The organism is Nostoc sp. DSM 114160 (assembly GCF_053470305.1).
The window spans coordinates 234538-253378 of the sequence record NZ_JBPFGO010000001.1 but is presented as its reverse complement, the minus strand read 5'-3'; the positions used below and the strand labels follow the sequence as shown (position 1 = coordinate 253378).

The 18841-nt window shown below is 41.0% G+C and carries 16 protein-coding genes and 1 pseudogene; 6 read left to right on the top strand and 11 right to left on the bottom strand.

Translation table 11 applies throughout. The annotated features are described in order from the left end of the window. Positions 1 to 174 precede the first annotated feature (174 nt). Together NSTCB13_RS01120 and NSTCB13_RS01115 are read right to left on the bottom strand one after the other, a co-directional pair. A complete protein-coding gene (locus NSTCB13_RS01120) occupies positions 175 to 915 on the bottom strand; it encodes a DUF2232 domain-containing protein (protein ID WP_445629975.1) in 741 nt (246 codons plus the stop codon). Between the two features lie 13 nt (positions 916 to 928). Then, positions 929 to 1630 (bottom strand): Crp/Fnr family transcriptional regulator, encoded by a 702-nt coding sequence (locus NSTCB13_RS01115; RefSeq protein ID WP_094349203.1) that lies wholly within the window; start codon positions 1628 to 1630, stop codon positions 929 to 931. 634 nt (positions 1631 to 2264) lie between these two features. Between NSTCB13_RS01115 and NSTCB13_RS01110 the strand changes: the two genes are divergently transcribed. The 3 genes and pseudogenes from NSTCB13_RS01110 (at position 2265) to NSTCB13_RS01100 (ending at position 7464) form a co-directional block, all read left to right on the top strand. Next, the gene (locus NSTCB13_RS01110) at positions 2265 to 3638 is read left to right on the top strand and encodes a hypothetical protein (protein ID WP_448271137.1); all 1374 of its coding nucleotides are present in this window, start codon (positions 2265 to 2267) and stop codon (positions 3636 to 3638) included. Between the two features lie 55 nt (positions 3639 to 3693). Continuing rightward, entirely contained in the window at positions 3694 to 6351 is a 2658-nt protein-coding gene (locus NSTCB13_RS01105; RefSeq protein WP_448271135.1) for a hypothetical protein, read from the top strand. Between the two features lie 458 nt (positions 6352 to 6809). Further along, positions 6810 to 7464, top strand: a pseudogene (locus NSTCB13_RS01100) (sugar transferase). Positions 7465 to 7494: 30 nt separating this feature from the next. Here NSTCB13_RS01100 and NSTCB13_RS01095 read toward each other — a convergent pair. The 9 genes from NSTCB13_RS01095 to NSTCB13_RS01055 all read right to left on the bottom strand — a co-directional run bounded on the left by NSTCB13_RS01095 (position 7495) and on the right by NSTCB13_RS01055 (position 15317). Then, the gene (locus NSTCB13_RS01095; protein WP_334901009.1) at positions 7495 to 8331 is read right to left on the bottom strand and encodes a carbohydrate ABC transporter permease; all 837 of its coding nucleotides are present in this window, start codon (positions 8329 to 8331) and stop codon (positions 7495 to 7497) included. A 237-nt stretch (positions 8332 to 8568) separates the two neighbouring features. Then, positions 8569 to 8847 carry a hypothetical protein gene (locus NSTCB13_RS01090; RefSeq protein WP_448271133.1) on the bottom strand — a complete coding sequence of 93 codons (279 nt, stop codon included), beginning with the start codon at positions 8845 to 8847 and terminating at the stop codon, positions 8569 to 8571. Positions 8848 to 9100: 253 nt separating this feature from the next. Then, positions 9101 to 9928, bottom strand: coding sequence for a catalase family protein (locus tag NSTCB13_RS01085; protein ID WP_448271131.1), 828 nt, complete (start codon positions 9926 to 9928; stop codon positions 9101 to 9103). Beyond that, positions 9882 to 10112, bottom strand: coding sequence for a hypothetical protein (locus tag NSTCB13_RS01080; RefSeq protein ID WP_448271129.1), 231 nt, complete (start codon positions 10110 to 10112; stop codon positions 9882 to 9884). The genes NSTCB13_RS01085 and NSTCB13_RS01080 overlap by 47 nt, the downstream gene beginning before the upstream one ends. Further along, positions 10109 to 10726 (bottom strand): 5-formyltetrahydrofolate cyclo-ligase, encoded by a 618-nt coding sequence (locus NSTCB13_RS01075; RefSeq protein WP_448271127.1) that lies wholly within the window; start codon positions 10724 to 10726, stop codon positions 10109 to 10111. The genes NSTCB13_RS01080 and NSTCB13_RS01075 overlap by 4 nt, the downstream gene beginning before the upstream one ends. Before the next feature lie 67 nt (positions 10727 to 10793). After that, the gene (locus NSTCB13_RS01070) at positions 10794 to 11738 is read right to left on the bottom strand and encodes a GDP-L-fucose synthase family protein (RefSeq protein WP_448271125.1); all 945 of its coding nucleotides are present in this window, start codon (positions 11736 to 11738) and stop codon (positions 10794 to 10796) included. 23 nt (positions 11739 to 11761) lie between these two features. Beyond that, positions 11762 to 12841: a GDP-mannose 4,6-dehydratase gene (gmd, locus tag NSTCB13_RS01065; RefSeq protein WP_445629982.1), complete on the bottom strand. Its 1080-nt coding sequence runs from the start codon at positions 12839 to 12841 to the stop codon at positions 11762 to 11764. Positions 12842 to 13307: 466 nt separating this feature from the next. Further along, entirely contained in the window at positions 13308 to 14063 is a 756-nt protein-coding gene (locus NSTCB13_RS01060; protein ID WP_445632027.1) for a sugar transferase, read from the bottom strand. Between the two features lie 111 nt (positions 14064 to 14174). Then, entirely contained in the window at positions 14175 to 15317 is a 1143-nt protein-coding gene (locus tag NSTCB13_RS01055; protein WP_445629983.1) for a glycosyltransferase, read from the bottom strand. Between the two features lie 280 nt (positions 15318 to 15597). Between NSTCB13_RS01055 and NSTCB13_RS01050 the strand changes: the two genes are divergently transcribed. From NSTCB13_RS01050 to NSTCB13_RS01040, 3 genes are all read left to right on the top strand, one after another. Continuing rightward, complete coding sequence (locus NSTCB13_RS01050; RefSeq protein ID WP_448271123.1) at positions 15598 to 16536, top strand: NAD-dependent epimerase/dehydratase family protein; 939 nt, start codon at positions 15598 to 15600, stop codon at positions 16534 to 16536. 273 nt (positions 16537 to 16809) lie between these two features. Continuing rightward, positions 16810 to 17340, top strand: a complete 531-nt coding sequence (locus NSTCB13_RS01045) for a hypothetical protein (RefSeq protein ID WP_448268415.1) — start codon at positions 16810 to 16812, stop codon at positions 17338 to 17340. 77 nt (positions 17341 to 17417) lie between these two features. Next, positions 17418 to 18839 (top strand): protein kinase domain-containing protein, encoded by a 1422-nt coding sequence (locus tag NSTCB13_RS01040; RefSeq protein ID WP_448268414.1) that lies wholly within the window; start codon positions 17418 to 17420, stop codon positions 18837 to 18839. The last annotated feature ends 2 nt before the right edge of the window (positions 18840 to 18841 follow it).

Here is an 18841-nt window from a genome sequence, read left to right as displayed (position 1 = left end):
GTTAGGAGTTAGGAGTTTAATTCACGCCATGTGCAACTTTTACTCAAACATAACCCCCAGCCCAAACCCTACAAGGGTTGAGGGATAATTCAAAGCTCTATCCTTTTAGGATAGAGGTCAGAATATTAAGTTGCACATCGCGTTAATTCATAACTCCTAACTCCTAACTCCTCACTATCCCTCATAATCCATGAGAACTTGTACCCAGTGTGGTGGGCGGGGAATAGGGTTGCCCAGGCGGTCAAAAAGCAACCATGCTGCCAGGTGTACCACAAAAAGGTAGATAAAGTTGTTGAGTATTATTAAAGCGATCGCTCCTACTTGAATCAAAAATACACTGGGACTGGTCAACAAACTCAAGTTAAAAAATACCCACTCAATGAACTCAGTCACCTGGGTAATCACATAAATCCACAGGTCTTCACCTGACAAAACAGACAGCAACCACAGCCGAAAAAAGACTCCTAAAGTACCTAATAGCGTACCCAAAGTGATAGAAACAATCCAGGGAAGACGACGACGACACCATGTAGCGCCCAAAAGCACTCCCATGAACCCGTAGGGCATGACAAACAGCAAACTGCGGGCTGGCCCCATCAATACCGTCAGCAATAACCCAGAGGTGAGTGCTGCCATCCATGCCGCACGTTTGCCCCAACGCAGATAAACTAGAGCGATCGGCACTGGAAAAAATATCCGCAAAACTGGGCCCAAAGGAAAGTAAAAATTTATAAACCAAATTAAGCTAGCGGTACTGGCTAAAAATGCTGTTTCCACCATCCTCAAGGGCGCATCAGCCTTGATTTGAGGAGGCATTAACTGCTGTTCTTTATCTAACCAGTGATTTTGAGGAGTTGAAGATTCAGAAGATGGATCTTCCTCCGGTTCATCTGGGAGAGAATCTAAAATACTCATATCTGACAAGTTTTTAAACGATCATTCTTTCCAAGGCTGACAAATCGGGAATACAAATAGTGTCTTGATCCCGTTTAATCAAGCCTTTTTTTTCTAGCCTTGTCAATACTCGTGTCACCGTTTCCCGCGCCAGTCCGCTCAAACTACTCAATTCCCGATGAGGTAAATTGGGGATTTCGGTTCCAGTTTGCCCTTTTTTTCCCTGTCCTTCTGCCAAAAATAACAACGTATCTGCTACCCTTGACTGGCTATCAGATTCCCGCAACCGCAATCGGCGATTTACTTGCCGCAAACGTCGTGCCATTAGTTGCGCCAATCGAACTCCCGCCAAAGGTTCTATCTGAAGTAATTTGACAAAATCCTGAGCAGGCATACTACCAATTACCGTTGGGGCCAAGGTAATCACATCCGTGGATCGAGGTGCTTCATCTAGCGCCGCCATTTCACCAAACAATTCACCTTTGCCAATAATATTCAGCGTTACCTCTTTTCCTTCCAGATTGTAGGTGCGAATTTTTACCCATCCGTCCATAATAAAATACACAGAACCACCCCAGTCATTTTCCAGCAGAATCACCTGATTGGCTGGGTGAGTGCGGGTAACTAGATGGGTGAGGGCTGATTCCACAGCAGTTTCTGGCAACCCTTGAAAAAAGGGAGCGGAGGCGATCATCCAGGAATTAGCCTGTGCTTGCAAGCTATATCGATCTTCCATTACGACATCTTTAACTCAAGCTGCTATGTACACACAAAAAACAGGAGCGCCATTTGTAGCCTAAGCTATCATTGCACAGCTCCCTTTCAAAGAAAAAACTAAACTATGCTACACAAGAAAGCGACAAGAAGTTTTTCTAAATAATCTTTACCTATAAGTTTAAACGGAATAAAAGTTTTGCAAAAAGTAGTTTATAGCCTGCGGTTGGATTGCTTAGGGGCTAGCTGCACTGCAAACTTGATTAGTTATGAATATAGGCAAACAACATTAATGATACTAAAGGGAGTAAATTATTGCTCAGGTATTTTAGCGATTTTCAAAAATAGGCAACCAATGACCTGGAAAATTAAGCTTTTCGAGCAAAGGCTGTCTGAAGAGGACAAGGAGAGGGAAAGACAAGGAGATGGGGGGACAAAGATCAACTTTTTTCCTTGTTTTCTTCGATGATTGAAGATTGCCACGACTCCCAGTAATCCATAACATAATGACTAGTCACAATTCCAAGTAGCGGCTTTGGCCACTCAAAATGTCTTCTCTGGTCGACGCTGCGCGTAGCAAGATCCCCATAGAGATACAGTGATTGTAAATTAATTGTCATATTCGTTGACATACATTTCTAAGTAAGGTAATCAAAGTGACTTTTAGTACAGATGAAATTCAAAAGCTGATCGCAGACATTGACAACTTACTTGCCAACGGTGGCAAGCGCCTGTCGAAATTTCTGTCTGGTCAGGCACAAGAGCCTAAAGAAGTTTTAGAGCGAATTCGTGACTTCTTGGTGAGATTACAAGAAAAAGAAGCATTAGAGAGCAGCATCCCAAATCAGTCTTCTGAAGAACCGCCAACGCCAAGGGCGATCGCAAAGCCATCGCCTTTGTTAACAAAATTTATCGATCGCGATCGTAACCAGTATCCACTACCGCAGCCCGAACTCACTCAGGAACCGAGTCCTGTTGGCACCGGACAATTAAATAATGAATTTTCCAGATTGATTCAGCCGTTGCGATCGGAATTAGAATTGCTTTTGCAAGAGCGAGCCACTCTCATACAAGAAATTCGGCAACTAGAACAAAAGCGATTGCAAAACTACTCGTTAGCGCAGCAGTTGACCAACCAGGAACAAATGATTACCGAGTTTTTACAGGTACTCATGAGTCGCCTTGTGCCAACTTTAACACCACTGATGGGACAGACAAGGGAAAATTCCACCAGTTCTTCAGGAGGAACTAATTACACAACAAACTCTACAACTCAATCTTTATTAGAATCCTCTGACGATGTGGAGCGCTTAACCCAGCTAGCTAGGGAGTTAGATCGACGCCTATTATCACTAGATGGGACGGTGAATGTAGTCTTTGAAGCACTACAGCGCAACATTAATACTTATTACGAATCCCTGTCGCAAGCACTGGCAAGAATGCATAGCAAGGGGATGCAAGGCGAACAGCTGATGGCCAGCTTTGTCAACAATTTGACCCAGCATTTGCAACCAGAATTCTCTAGTTCGCAGTCATCTTTCTTGGCAGGAGAATCTGAGACACTATCATCATTGACTGAACCAGCCGAGATTGCAGCTGGAGTTGCGCCCCAATCCTTGGAGCTTATCCAGCCAGAAACTTCATCTCCACTCACAATTGAGCAACAGGAAACTACCCTAACGGAGGATTTAGATGCAGTGCTGTTGCAGCTTGGTGTAGACTCATCTGAATATTCTCAAACCCCGACCGAATTACCGGAAGATATTTCTGCGGCAATTGGTGATGAAGTAGACCAACTTTATGCCAGTTTGTTTGATGCTGGTGATGTTAATAATCCCAGCCTCAATGTTCCCACAAATGACTTATCTGCTCCCACAGCCTCTCCATCACCGTTGAACATCGCCCAGACCCCGCCTGTCTCTCCAAGCGTGGATTCTGCGGCTGTAACTCCAGATACGGGGTCTTTCAACTCAAGAGACTTTAGGCGAAACCACAGATTCATCAGAGCCACAGGAAGAACTATTTTTTGAAGAAGAGACTGACCTAGATTCACCTCTTAGCTTCTCTACTCCACAAATAGACAGTTTGTCACAAATCGGCACTCAGCCAGCTAGCGTTGATACAATTAATACTCTAACTGAGTTATTACCTGATGCCGATAGTGAACTGCAATTGCAGGAAGTCTCATCTTCTGTAGATAATGCCACAACTACAGCAACTGACTTATTGCCCGATCCAGATAGCGAACTGCAACTTCTGGAAGTCTCATCTTTTGTGGATGATGCCACAATCACAGCACCAGTGACTCCAGAAGCACCAGAAATTGAGTTGGTAAAGCCTAGCGAAAGTATCGTTACATCGGAAGTATTAATTAACAGCGATCGCTCCCAACTGTCTTCAGATAACTATATTGCTGCTTCACCTCAAGAAAACTTACTTTTTATTGAGTCAAACCAGTCTCCAGCCATACCAGATATTTCTTTAGATGAAGAACAGTTGCAGCAATTAGATCGGGATTTGGCTAATTTCGATCGGCAGCTAAATTCTGAGTTGCAGCCAGCTACCAACTTGGATGTTTTCTCGGAACCACTTGATAACATTCAAGACACAATCCCCACAACTTCCCCTGAAAATCCCCAAATAGCAGAGAATACATCAACTGCTGCTTTCTCCAGTTTGGCAGTTCCCCAGGTAGAAACTGAAAAAAAAAAGGAAGTCACAACTCCTGTTCCAGAAAGTTCTTTACCTCCAATTACTCACTCCATAAATAATCCAGAAGTTTCGTCCAATATTTTAGAATCAGTCTGGTATTTAGGAATTGATTTAGGTACAACAGGAATTTCCGCTACATTATTAAATCGCTCGACTTTTGTTGTACATCCTATCTACTGGTCAGCAGAAAATCCGCCAGGAACAAGTTCCTTTCAGCAATCATTTCGTTTACCAACAGAGGTTTATCTGCCTACAGCTTCTGTACCCCACGGTGAAAACGAAACTATCGAAGCACATGAGCAGACAGCACCTGCGGCTGTTGCTCAAGATAAAGCACCCGATCGCTCGGCTACTACTTCTGCAACACCAAAATCGACAGCAGATCCGACGCAAAACAATCTCTACTCGGCGCAGTTGAAACCCTATCTACAAGTAGCCATTCCCTACAAGAGCGAACGACAGAAATGGGAACCTGTTTTGCAATTAAATGAATTTTCGGCAGGGCCTTTGATTTGGGTTGTGCGATCGCTCTCTAAGTTACTATTAACTCTCAAATCCGAAAAAACAAGTACCACCCCTAGTTTAGTGGCTGCCGCTGTTGGAATCGGCGAACAAGATTTTTCTCAGATTATCAATAATATTGCTGGTGTAATTTGCACCTGTCCATCTAGCTGGTCGGAACAATACCGCTTTAACGTGCGGGAAGCTTTACTCACTAGCAAACTCATTCAACATCCGCAGCAAGTCTTTTTTGTTGAAGAAGCGATCGCTAGTCTACTCCCGGAACTCGATGCTGTTAATGGTGAGCAAGTAAAACTAAGCGATGCTCAAGGTAATCATCCAGCAAAAACTAGCGAACATCCGATTGTTGGCAACACCCTTGTGATTAACATTGGGACAACTGCCACAGAAATGTTGCTGGTGAATCTACCAGAAACCTTGCAGCAATTGACATACAATGATTTCATGCTCCATAGTTTTGCTTATGCTGGCAAGGGTATTGAACAAGATATAATTTGCCAACTGCTATTGCCACCGAAATCTCGGCAATCACGCAGAGAAACACCAAGCAATAGCAAAACTACCACGAGTAATTCTTGGCAATGGCAACCGTCAATTCCCGGTTTAGACCAAATGCATTGGCAGACTTTAGGGTTGGAAGAATTAGAACTACCTAGAGTCGGAGAACCAGATATCGCTGCTCGCATTCGTCTCCAACAGCGTCTAGAAAGTTCTCTACTGGGACAGGCGGTATTAGATGCGGCATTAGCCCTAAAGCTGATTTTGCAACACCAAGACTCTTTTACCCTAGAATTAGCCGATCAGCGGTGGGTTTTGCAGCGACGAGACTTAGAAAGCCAGGTATTTATTCCCTTTGTGCGCCGCCTGAACCGAGAACTCAACAAGTTATTGGTAGCTCGTGGTATCCCCACAGAAGCGATTAATCAAGCTATCCTGACTGGTGGAGTGGCTTGTATTGGGATAGTGAACCGCTGGTTACGGCAAAAACTTCCCAGCACTAAGATTATTCAAGATTTATATCTCGGCGAAAACGGTGCTCCCAATTGCAGCCGGGTTGCTTATGGTTTGGCGATGCTGCCTCTGCATCCCCAGATTTTAGATATACCCAGGCAACAATACACTGATTATTTCTTGTTTACAGAATTGTTGCGATTGCTACCAGACCGTCCTTTATCTTTCGGTGAAGTTATTCAGTTATTTGAGGGTCGTGGGATCAATACTCGCATTTGTCAGCAACGGCTGCTGGCTTTTTTGGAAGGTGAACTGCCTTCCGGTTTGATACCTTCAGTCACAGAATTAACCTGGCTGACCCAGAGTTCGCAAGAAAATCCTGACTATCAGGCGATCGCCACAGCACCACTATTTGAAAAACAAGGAAGTCTCACTTATCGTCCCAATTCTCAACAATTGTTGTCTTTACGTCGCTATCTAGATGCAATTAAGGCTAGTAATCAGCAATCACTGGAGGAACCATATACGGTGAATTTTGCCTTAGAGGTCGATTGTTGAGACTACTACCGCAAGGCGGAATTAAAAATTAAAAATGAATACAGCATCAGGGTTTCGTTGATTTGAAGTGATTGGTTTATTTCCGTCGTGTTGTACTAGTAGATCGCGCTAGAAATAAGAATACTACTCAAAATTCCAAATGCTCATAACATCAGCATTTGGAATTTTGCGAATTACTACTAGTACTTCAGCACAGTAATTTTTGGGATATGTGGGATATATACGATAGTATTATCTTTTTATTAGTTTTTATTAGATGCATAAAATACCGTAATTTTACAATCTATCACTTGAATTGAAAGATTCTGTAAATTTTGAGTTTTTGATTTTTATATTGGTTAAAATTTATGTATATTAACACTCGGTAGTAGACAACAGCAGTAAAAATCGCCTAAGAATCACGTCTATGTCTACCCTACTAATGTAAAAATTCTTGTTATAAAACTAAGTTAGTTCTTGTGAATAATCTTTATCTTTATTCAGTTAATTGTTTGCAACAGCCTTCACACCCGTCAACGTTAAGCGTGAGAAAACGATTAATTGACATTGTTGGAGCCATTGTGGGGCTGATTGTTACATTTATAATAGCAATTCCTGTAGCAATTGCTACCTTTATTCATGAGCCAAGTCCAATATTTTATTCTCAAATTCGCTGTGGTTTAAACGGAAAAACTTTTCGCATCTGGAAATTCCGCTCCATGATAGTCGATGCTGATAAACTCAAGCATTTGGTTGAGAACCAAGCCAAAGGTCACATCTTTAAATCTGTTGACGATCCTCGCATTACTCCTGTTGGGAAATTTTTGCGGCGTACTAGCTTGGATGAATTCCCTCAATTTTGGAATGTTCTGATCGGGGACATGAGTTTAGTTGGTACTCGTCCACCTACTCCTGATGAAGTCAACAATTACGATCCACACCACTGGGATAGATTGCGAGTCAAACCAGGCATTACCGGAGAATGGCAAGCTAATGGGCGTTCCAGCATTACAGACTTTGAAACCATTGTGAAAATGGATATGGATTATCAACGCAAGTGGGTCTGTAACTTACGATCTGAGTCTGATTATTAAAACTATCTGGGTAGTCTTGAAAAAGACTGGGGCTTATTAAATTGGGGCATTGGGCATGGGAAAAATATTTTTATCCCTTAACGCCGCTACCTGTTTCTGTAGGTACAATGTAACGTTGTAAAAACAGGAATAGTAATAATACTGGGGCGATCGCAATTACTGAGCCAGCAGCTACCAAGCGCCAGTCAAGAGAAAATGTACCTGCTAGCTTGGCGACTCCCAAAGGAAGAGTGTATAAATTTTCGTCTTGGATGACAATTAAAGGCCACAAAAAGTCACTCCAAGCACCAATGAATACGAAAATAGCTAAAGTTACCAGTGCTGGGCGAACTGCTGGTAACATAATATGCCACCATAATCCTAACTCTGAGCTGCCATCCATCCTGGCGGCTTCTTCTATTTCTTTCGGGACACTCATGAAAGCTTGGCGCAACAGAAAAATGCCAAAGGCAGAAGCTAAACTCGGAAAAATCATCCCTAAATAAGTATTTCTCAAACCCATCTGGACTGTCAAAATATAAAGGGGAATCATCACAATTTGGAAGGGAATCATAATCGTAGAGACGATCGCTACAAAAATCCAGTCTCGCCCGACAAATGATAATCTTGCCAACGGATAGGCAGCTAAAGCGCAAAACAGCAGATTTAAGCCCACAGTCAGTACTGATACTAAGGTACTGTTATACAGGTATTGTCCAAAAGGTAGAGAGTTCCACACACTAGAGAAGTTATTTAGTGTCGGTTGACTAGGTAGCAACTGTGGCGGCGACTGAAAAATATTTTCCGTTGGCGATTTCAAGGATGTACTGATTAGCCATAGTAAAGGAAAGAGCATCAACAGTGCGATCGCTCCCAACAGCGCATACATTAGTAGAATCTGCGATCGTGATTTTTTCCAGTTCAGCATTTGATTAATAACTTTCCCAGTTCTCTAAATATTTATTACAACTTTCTTGATAACGCTACAACTTGCTTTCAATATTTTGCACTTGCTCAAATATTTGGTGGATGCTCACCCATTTTCTTCCACATTTTCCGCACACGAGTTAATTACGGACGATTCATTTTTAAAGTATAAATTGTTGCTCTACTAATGGGTGTAAGTCCTACAATTTCTTGTTAATTTATTCACATATTAGTATAATTAAGTCTCCTCACTTTCTGAACTCCCTAATTTTTCCAGAATATCAAAGAATTCGTTCATTATTTTTGCGTCACGTTCTTTTACATCACTCCAGGTTTGACTGTTGTGAATGATATCTTGTGCTTCAAGAAGACAAATACCCAAAGCATTTTTTAAAATTACAATTGATTCGGCTTTTGAATAATTACTCAATCTTAAAAACTTAATAGCAGATTCTCTTTCAGCGGGTTCAGTCAACATTTTGTTCAAATTTTCAGTTAGTTCATTATCGTTATTCATAGTTTTTATCAAATTCAGAAAAGGCATTATGTTGCACAAATTAAATATTTATCAGATTCAGGAGCCATTAGTTTCATAAAAACCATCTACAGCAGATAGACGTAGGTTGGGTGGAGCGGAGCGCAACCCAACTGATTACCAGGATGTTGGGTTACGCAAAGCCTCCACCCAACCTACAATTTTTTTGCAACTTAGCTTCTGTACACACAGATTTCAAAAGTTTATCTTACAGTTTGAAGCAAATTCACAGTAGTTAATCTTCAATCGCGACATAAGGTTGTGGTTCCCGCGAACGTTGGGCAATTTGTTCTCGTCGATACTTTGCAAGTTCGCTGTAAAGCCTCTTGCGAGAGAGATTTACACTTCCAACAGGCTCATGCTCTAGCAGCGTATGCCAAGGGGAAAACAATATACCCTCATCTAAGCGTTTGCGTTCTTCAAAGTCAAATTTCTGACTAGGAATGCGGACAGTTGCAACTTTAATAAATGGTGAATCTGCTTCTTGCCATTCTTGAACGTGGTCTTCAATCGGTGTTTTGTCGTCATCTACATAAAACTGAATTAGGAAGTCAAAAGACGCTTCTTGACCTTCTTCAGTCAAATATTTGACCAGCGTTTCTCGGAGGTAATTTTCTGATTCTGGAAGTGTTTCTGGTGGTTTTTCAAGCTGTTGAGATTTGACAGACAATTTTACAATGCGATCGCCAAATTTAAACGGAGCCATACTCCAATATTGAATCAAAAGTGGATTTACTACCTTTTTGCTACCAATTTTTTGCAAGATAGCAAAAGCGTAACCAAGTTCTTCCAGCCGTTCTGGGGAAAGTTTTCCACTACCTGCTTGGGAAAGATCGGCGTAATCACGAACATCTTTAGTCAAGAAAATAGGATAATTGTTAAGTATAAAATCTTGAGTTTTTTCTTCATCATCCAAGACTTTTTGCCCGTCCACATTCATCACCTTGATGGCGATACCGCGAACATCAGGCTGGCTGTCGGAGTGAAATTTACCACGTTTTTCAGGCGAACCACCACTAGAGAAACGAATCCACGCCGGATACGTTTGAGGCGTTTTGAACAAACCTACTCTTAGGGTCTTCAGGAAGATTAGGTTCAATAATAAACTCTCCCCAAACTAGTCCATGACTTTTGCTATGAATTTGGCGGAGGTCTGGGCCTGTTTTTTGTTGAGCTTGGAGACTACTTGCTATAATTTCGTCAATTATTGCTTCCTGCTCAGTGGTAGATGACGTTGGATTAGTCATAAAACATTTGATAATGTGTCCTCATTATCCTGAATCCTGGAACCTTTATGAGTCAATCCGGTTTCCGTACAAATAACTTGTAGTGGTTTATCCCAAGGTTCAATAGGTATATGAGACAAATAGGCAAAATCAAAGACAATTCCGATAGTCGGCTTTGTCTGCCACTGCGGTAAACTGAGCAAGCGATCGTAATATCCGCCACCATAACCTAAACGATATCCTTGATAGTCGCAAGCTACACTGGGGACGAGAATCAAATCCACTTCAGCCGGATCTAATATTAGAGCATCGGCGTGCGGTTCAGGAATGCCATAAGCGCCTGTTTGGAGAGAATCTTCAGGTGTCCAAATATGCCAACATAGGGATTTATTAACGCAGCGAGGAAATCCCCAACGATATCTGGTGTTGGCAAATAGTGGACTGAGATCGGGTTCTTGACGAAAGCTGAAATAAGCGAGTATTGTTTTTGCTTGGGTGAATAAAGTAGAGTTTTGTAAATGAGAGCATAAGCGATCGCTTTTTTCTCTCCATTCTCCAACGGACATTGATTGACGGGTTTTGAGTAAAGTGCGGCGCAGTTCTACTTTATTTAGTTGATAATTAACTTTATCCATAAAAATAGTCAAAAAAATAAGCTGGGCATTACCCAGCTTGGATCGCTTTACATTCACCAGAACATAGTTATGCAGCGTGTTGACGATACCACTCAATGGTATTCTTTAGCCCTTCTTCAAAGCTCACCTGAGCCGTGAAATTAAAGGCTTGTTTTGCTCGTTCAGTATCTAAACAGCGGCGGGGTTGACCATTAGGCTTATCAGTTTGCCACACAATTTCCCCCTTAAACTCCATTAATTCGCAGATTAGAGTTACTAAATCAAGAATGGAGATTTCATAACCGGTTCCCAAGTTAACTGGTTCCGATTCGTTATAGAATTGAGTCCCCATCACAATCCCCCGTGCTGCATCTTCTGAATAGAGAAACTCACGGGTAGGACTGCCATCACCCCAAACTTGAAGTTCCTTTTCTGCATTAATTTGGGCTTCGTGAACTTTGCGAACTAACGCTGGAATGACGTGGGAACTTCCGGGGTCAAAGTTATCTTCTGGGCCATATAAATTGACTGGCAGTAGGTAAATGCCATTAAAACCGTACTGCTTACGGTAAGATTGCAATTGAACTAAAAGTGCTTTTTTTGCAATTCCGTAAGGGGCGTTGGTTTCCTCTGGGTAGCCATTCCACAGATCGTCTTCTTTGAATGGCACTGGAGTGAATTTAGGATAGGCGCAGATTGTGCCAACACAAACAAATTTTTCTACTCCCGCTTGGTAAGCAGCGTGAATTAGCTGGGTTCCCATGATCAAGTTATCGTAGAACAACTCTGCGGGTTTTTCACGGTTTAAACCGATACCACCCACATGAGCTGCTAGATGGATGATTATGTCTTGCTGGTCAACTGCACGTTGGCTATTTTCCCAGACACGCAAATCGGAATCGCGCGATCGCGGTATTGTAATTTTCTCGCGATCGGCTCCTGCTTTACACAGTTGATCTATCACCTGACGGCCTAGAAACCCCGATCCACCAGTGACTAGAATCCGTTTATTTTTTAGTTCTAAGGCGGTCATATTTTATCCTCTGTGATGCCAAATCAGAAGTGCAAAGCGCCCAGTGTTTGACGAATAGTCGCAATGTCATCTGGAAATTGTGAACCTTTTCCATTGGGTGAAGTATGACCCAATGCTTGTAAGTCTGCTTCTACCATTAGGGAAACTAGTTCTTCAAAGGTTACTGATGGTGTCCAGCCCAAGTTCTGCCGTGCTTTGGTAGAATCGCCAATCAACAACTCTACCTCAGATGGACGCAGGTAACGCTCATCAAACTCTACATAATCTTGCCAATTAAGATTCACATAACTAAATGCCAGTTCCAAAAACTCTCGTACCGAGTGGGTTTCACCAGTAGCAATTACGTAATCGTCTGGCTGGTCTTTCTGCAACATCAACCACATTGCTTTAACGTAATCCTTGGCATAGCCCCAATCTCGCTTGGCATCTAGATTACCCATATAAATCTTTTTCTGCTTCCCAGCAACGATACCAGCCACCGCTCTAGTAATTTTGCGGGTTACAAAGGTTTCACCCCGCCGTGGTGACTCGTGGTTAAAAAGTATGCCATTACAAGCAAACAAATTATAAGATTCACGATAATTTACAGTTTGCCAGTGAGCGTAAACTTTCGCACAGGCATAGGGACTGCGGGGATAAAAGGGCGTTGTCTCAGTTTGAGGTACTGCTTGTACTAAACCGTACATTTCTGAAGAACCTGCCTGGTAAAATCGCACCTGAATTCCGGTACGATGCTGGTAGTCTCGAATTGCTTCCAACAGACGCAATGTCCCCATTCCTACTGCATCTACTGTGTATTCTGGTGAATCAAAGCTGACTCTGACGTGGGATTGAGCGCCGAGGTTGTAAATTTCTACTGGCTTTACTTCTTCTAAAATACGCCGTAACGTTGTACCGTCTGTCAAGTCACCGTAGTGAAGAAACAAGCGTACTCCCTCTTTGTGGGGGTCTTCGTAAATGTGATCGATGCGGTCTGTGTTGAAGGTAGAAGTCCGGCGAATTACCCCATGAACCTCATAACCTTGTTCCAACAAAAACTCACTTAGATATGAACCATCTTGTCCAGTAATACCAGTAATCAACGCTCGCTTCTGTTGCGTCATGCTCAATTATCCCTTATTGTCTTTGATTAAAAAGTTACAGCCAATCTTATACAACCTAGCAACTAATTGCTGAATTGCCTAATGGGAAACCTACGAGTTCTTGTTGTTATGAGACTTTTTCCGTAAATAAATATACTGAAGAAAAAGCAATCTAGCACGTAAGTCCAACATTTAGATAACTCAAAATTATTTAACTATGTATATTTTCTTTTACCAGATACGAGATTATTTTTATGTATATTTTTTTTTCAAAACTTCATATATCTCTAGTTATGTGAAGACTTAATAAAATAGCCATTTGAAATTAGACTTCTGGCAAAAGTGCCAAATATCTACACTCACAGAAGTCTGAATTAAGTAGAAAAGCACAAATGATAGAGATAAAAATGAGCAATCCTTGAGCGTGAGGGGAGAATTAGTACTTAGGGGCATTAACTGCCCCACAGAATTCACCCTAAGTATTTACTCAGTAAGCACCGTTATTTTTAGTTAGAATTACTACATCAACAGTTTTCAAGATGATCCATAAATCAAGCCAGAAATTCCTAAATTTGACATAATGCAGGTCTATTTGGACTCTCCGAGGATAAGGAATGTCATTACGTCCAGATACCTGCCACAAACCAGTAATTCCTGGACGGATTGTTAAAATCTCATCAATATGATAACCGTATTTTGGCAATTCTTCTGCTACCAAGGGTCGGGGGCCGACTACACTCATATCCCCTTTTAAAACATTCCAGAACTGGGGAAATTCGTCTAAGCTAGTAATTCGTAAAAATCGACCAATTTTGGTAATCCGGGGGTCTTGTTTTAGTTTAAAACTGCTCTCAAATTCTTGTCGCAACTCGGGCGATGTTTCCATCATTTGCATGAGGATTTCGTCCGCATTGCTTACCATTGTTCGGAATTTAATACAATTAAACGCTTTGTAATTTTTCCCTACCCGTTCCTGGATATAAAATATTGGCCCTTCTGAGCTCAAGGCAATCAGCAAGGCCAAAATTAAGTAGACGGGGAAGAACAAAATCAATACCGACAGCGAAAACACTATATCGAAGAGTCGCTTGGCAAACTCTCCGTTTAAACCCTGAAAAGATAAACCTTTGGGCTTAACTTTTGGCGTCTTCGTTTTTTGACCGCGTTTTAAGAAACGCACAGACGCTCTAGTGTCTTGCCTTACGCCTCGCTTGCCGGAGAGGAGTGAGCTCTGGGCAGTCATCATACTCCTTAATAATCCACACCACACATAGTCCCAATATTAAAGCCAAAATGAGATGCTTCTGGGGGAAATTGCCAAAAGCCTAAAAAAATAAGATGTTAATCAAGACCATCATTGCAAAAATGGTCTTTTTTCGTTGCACTTGTTTACAAAATCTAGATAACGATCTGCAAAGATTTGCGGTGAAAACTGCGCAGCGTGCGATCGCATATACTCGGAACTGAACGAACCCTCATACATTTCAAATTTTTCTACTGCCTCCACCAAAGCCGCCTCTGTTTGCGTCTTGAAAAATATACCTGTCCCTGTATCCGCACCAGAGCGAATATCTCGCACTGTTTCTAGAGCACCCCCTGCACCATAAGCAATTACTGGCGTGCCGCAGGCTTGTGCTTCCACTAGGGCAATACCAAAATCTTCACAAGCTGCATACACAAATGCTTTAGCCCTAGACATATATTTTTTTACCACATTATCGGGTTGCCAACCGAGTATTTGGATATTTGAGTTTGCCATCTTGCGAATCTTATTCATTTCATCTCCTGTACCAATGACTACTAATGGTCGTTTTAGTTGATTAAAAGCCTTGACAATCAACGATATTTGCTTGTAACTCACTAACCGGGAAACTGTCAGGTAAAAGTCCTCTTTCTCAGATAGAAACGGAAATTGAGCAATATTCACTGGTGGATAAATGACTGTTGCTTCTCGCCGATAGCAACGCCAAATCCGCCGAGCTGTATGTTGCGAGTTAGCAATGAAATAATCAACGCGATTGGCACTCAATACATCCCACTGGCGCAAACGATGTAATAAATATCGCGTCACCCATCCAGGTAAGCCACTACCCAGTTTACTGTGGCGCAGATAATCAAAGGTCAAGTCCCAGGCATAGCGCATAGGGCTGTGACAGTAGCAAATATGCATCTGTTCGGGAGTGGTAAGGATTCCTTTGGCAACAGCATGGGATGAAGACAGAATGACATCATAATGCCGCAAATCCAGTTGTTCAATTGCCAAGGGCCACAAAGGCAAGTATTTTTGTATACCGTTGCGGGCATAGGGAAAGTTCTGGAGAAACGTCTTGCCAATTTGACGCTTATATAAATAACTTTCTCTGTTGCTGGATTCAAAATCTATGAGAGCATACAAATCAGCATCAATGTGATTCAAAATTTCTCGGACAACGAGTTCTGAACCACCTGTGGCTTTGGGTGTCAGCCACTCATGAACTAGGGCATATTTCAAGGGCACAGCTAAACAATTCAAAATTCACGCATTCAAAATTGAAGATAGTTTTTTTAGACTCCGACTGAAAAGTTTCCTATTGTAATTAATTAACGGGAAGTGCTTCAGATTAGCAAATGGGACGGAATCTTTCCCTCAGAGGTTCCAGATGGATACTACAACCTGATAACCTCAGATTGGGAATGGGGTATTGGGTATTGGGGATGGGTTATTCTCCTTGTCTTCTTAGTCCCCAGTCCACAATACCTACTCTCTTAATGACAACTGATATAGAAAGGGTGAATTTATGCGAATTCTGATTATGGGTGGTACTCGGTTCATTGGTGTCTATTTGACTCAACTACTAGTGGAAAAAGGACACGAGGTAGTGCTGTTCAATCGTGGAAATCGGCCAGCACCTCCTTTACAGGGAGTAGGACAAATTATAGGCGATCGCACAGATGCTACTCAATTAAAAGCAAAATTATCACAAGAAAACTTCGATGTCATTTTTGACAATAACGGTCGAGAACTTACTGATACTCAACCACTAGCAGAAATTTTTCAAGACCGAGTGCAACATTTTGTGTATATGAGTTCTGCGGGAGTGTATCTCAAATCCGATCAATTGCCCCATGTAGAAGGCGATGCAGTAGATCCCAAAAGTCGCCATCAGGGTAAACATGAAACAGAAGCTTACCTGACTCAATTGGGATTACCATTCACTTCTATTCGTCCTACTTATATTTACGGCCCTCGTAATTATAATGAGTTAGAAGGCTGGTTTTTTGACAGAATTGTGCGCCATCGCCCCATTCCCATCCCCGGAAATGGCTTGCATATCACCCAGCTAGGTCATGTAAAAGACTTGGCAAAAGCTTTGACTCAGGTTTTGGGCAATGAAAAAGCCATAGGACAGATTTATAATATCTCAGGCGATCGCTTTGTCACTTTTGATGGTTTAGCCCGTGCTAGCGCTGTTGCGGCTGGCAAATCACCCGATGCTGTCAAAATCGTCCATTACGACCCGAAAAAGTTTGATTTCGGCAAACGCAAAGCTTTTCCGATGCGGGTGCAGCATTTCTTTGCTTCGGTAAATAAAGCGCAAACAGAATTAAACTGGCATCCTGAATATGATTTGATTTCTGGGCTGACTGATTCTTTTGAAAATGATTATTTAATATCTAAAAGCGAGCGAGCCGAGGTTGATTTTTCTCTAGATGAAGAAATTTTGCAAGCTTTATAAGACTAATTTAAGGCTTGTACTTTTGGTTGGGTTTAAGCGACGGTTGCCCGTAGGGCAATCGTCAATTTCACATGAATTGACCATTAATAATTACGCAAAATATGGTAATCCATAATTTGGATTAATACTTTTAGACCGATTCTGCTTGATTAATACAAAAGTTTAAAATTCGATGACACATCATTCAAACATAATTATAAATCTGTATAATATTTTCAGGAATCAAACCATACTGAATTGTAATTATCTGTAGAAAGTTACAGGGTTGTAATAATGAATACACTAACTTTACAGTGTGCAATTACTTTCCAATGGAATGATGCTGGTAACAGAAGAATTAAGATAGCACATAGAGAAAAAGTTCGTGCCTTGAGAGAAAAAAAACCTGCATATAACAAGCTTTTATTAAAAAATGAATGTTCAGAACCTGTGTATGTTGCTGCTAGCTTCATCGCTTTAGATGATGTATTACAAACTAAAGGTTGGTTTGTTCTGCAACCTAATGGTGGAGAATCATCACCTGGTTATTTGACAATATCTGATGGAATATTTTTACACGCAACAATTAACAAAGGCGATCGAGAACCTCCGATAAAAGGGGAAGGAGATAAAACAAGCACTATAAAAAGAGTTGTTACAACAAAAGAATTTGACTATATTGAAGAACCTTTTCTCGATCCAAATGAAGAAAGCAAATCAGTTGAGGTTTTTTACAAAGTTAAATTTGATTTTCCCCCAACTATTGGAGATGAGTACACAACTAAAACTTTTAAGTGTAAGGGAAATACTTTACAGTTAAATTAATATTAATGGGCATAGGGCAATTCTAGTTTTCCAAAAGTAATACAAGACGTTAAGTAACATCCTATAAAATTACATGGATGGTAATGAATACAGTTCTTCGGAAACGTTACAAAATCTTAGGCAGCTTGGGAAGTGGTGCATTTGGCGACACCTATTTAGCTGAAGATTTAGATTTGCCTAGCAAACCTAAATGTGTCGTCAAACACCTTAGACCTAAAAATGTCAAACCAGAAGTTTTGATGCTCGCTAGACGCTTATTTGAGAGCGAAGCAGAAGCTTTATATCGCTTAAGTAATCTTAGTAAGCAAATCCCTAAACTATTTGCTCATTTTGAAGAAAATGGCGAATTCTATCTGGTGCAAGAATTTGTGGATGGGCATGATTTAGCAGCAGAAATCATTCCTGGTAATCCCTGGAGTGAAGATAAAATTGTTCAACTATTGCAACAGATTCTAAAAGTTTTAGTTGTCGTTCATCAGCAGAACATCATCCACCGTGATATAAAACCCCAAAATTTGATGCGTTGCCGTAAGGATGGCAAGATTGTACTGATTGACTTTGGAGCAGTTAAAGAAATTAAAGGTTTGGCGGCGAATTCTGAAGGTCAAGTTACTTCAACTATTATTATTGGCTCTAGTGGCTATATGCCAGATGAACAAGCTAATTCTAAGCCAAAACTATCTAGTGATATATATGCAGTAGGAGTGATTGGTATTCAAGCTTTGACAGGCAAATTACCTAAAGACTTTCAAGAAGACCGCAACAATGGAGAAATAATTTGGCGAAACGAAGCAAATGTTAGCAATAAATTAGCTAATGTTTTAACTAAAATGGTGCGTAAAAGATTTAGTGAGCGATACCAAACAGCAAGCGAGGCTTTGCAAGCACTGAATTCTGTATCTCCAAGACTATCAAAATCAACAACGTCGTGGAAATTACCATTTCGCCAAAAAGTTTTAGTTGCAACTGGAGTAGGAGCAGGAATACTTGCAATACTTGTGTTAGCTCCTTTAATTCTATTGTCTACCAAAACGACCGAAAACTTTACTCAACTACCGTGTGATGCTAAACTATCTTCATTAGAATTAAATTTACCAAAATTACCAGATAAACCAGATAGAAAGTTTAAGAATAATATCAGCTATTATGGCTCTTCTGATGAGAATAATAACTTCAGCGGTAAGGGAATCTTAGTCTTTAAAAATGGTGATAGATATGATGGAGATTTCAAAAATCATAAGCGTGATGGTTGTGGAAGATTTTCATTTATAGGTGGAAATGTATATGAATATTATATAGGTCAGTACGTAGACGATCGGCCTAACGGTCTAGGAAAATTAAGATGGAAAAATGGTGATGAGTATAGAGGGAATTTCAAAGATTATGAATGTGAGGGGGAAGGAGTATTTAAACCTGCAAATGGATCTTCTAAAAGTGGAATTTGGCATAAAGGTAATTTGTTAGGAGACAACATATCCATATCATGTAATCAAAAGTAAAT

Coding starts and splice junctions, on each gene's coding strand:
- NSTCB13_RS01070 (WP_448271125.1), bottom strand. CDS start 11,738: ATGACCGCCTTAGAACTAAAAAATAAACGGATTCTAGTCACTGGTGGA.
- NSTCB13_RS01090 (WP_448271133.1), bottom strand. CDS start 8,847: ATGAATAACGATAATGAACTAACTGAAAATTTGAACAAAATGTTGACT.
- NSTCB13_RS01060 (WP_445632027.1), bottom strand. CDS start 14,063: ATGACTGCCCAGAGCTCACTCCTCTCCGGCAAGCGAGGCGTAAGGCAA.
- NSTCB13_RS01045 (WP_448268415.1), top strand. CDS start 16,810: ATGAATACACTAACTTTACAGTGTGCAATTACTTTCCAATGGAATGAT.
- NSTCB13_RS01050 (WP_448271123.1), top strand. CDS start 15,598: ATGCGAATTCTGATTATGGGTGGTACTCGGTTCATTGGTGTCTATTTG.
- NSTCB13_RS01095 (WP_334901009.1), bottom strand. CDS start 8,331: ATGCTGAACTGGAAAAAATCACGATCGCAGATTCTACTAATGTATGCG.
- gmd (WP_445629982.1), bottom strand. CDS start 12,841: ATGACGCAACAGAAGCGAGCGTTGATTACTGGTATTACTGGACAAGAT.
- NSTCB13_RS01080 (WP_448271129.1), bottom strand. CDS start 10,112: ATGACTAATCCAACGTCATCTACCACTGAGCAGGAAGCAATAATTGAC.
- NSTCB13_RS01075 (WP_448271127.1), bottom strand. CDS start 10,726: ATGGATAAAGTTAATTATCAACTAAATAAAGTAGAACTGCGCCGCACT.
- NSTCB13_RS01040 (WP_448268414.1), top strand. CDS start 17,418: ATGGTAATGAATACAGTTCTTCGGAAACGTTACAAAATCTTAGGCAGC.
- NSTCB13_RS01115 (WP_094349203.1), bottom strand. CDS start 1,630: ATGGAAGATCGATATAGCTTGCAAGCACAGGCTAATTCCTGGATGATC.
- NSTCB13_RS01120 (WP_445629975.1), bottom strand. CDS start 915: ATGAGTATTTTAGATTCTCTCCCAGATGAACCGGAGGAAGATCCATCT.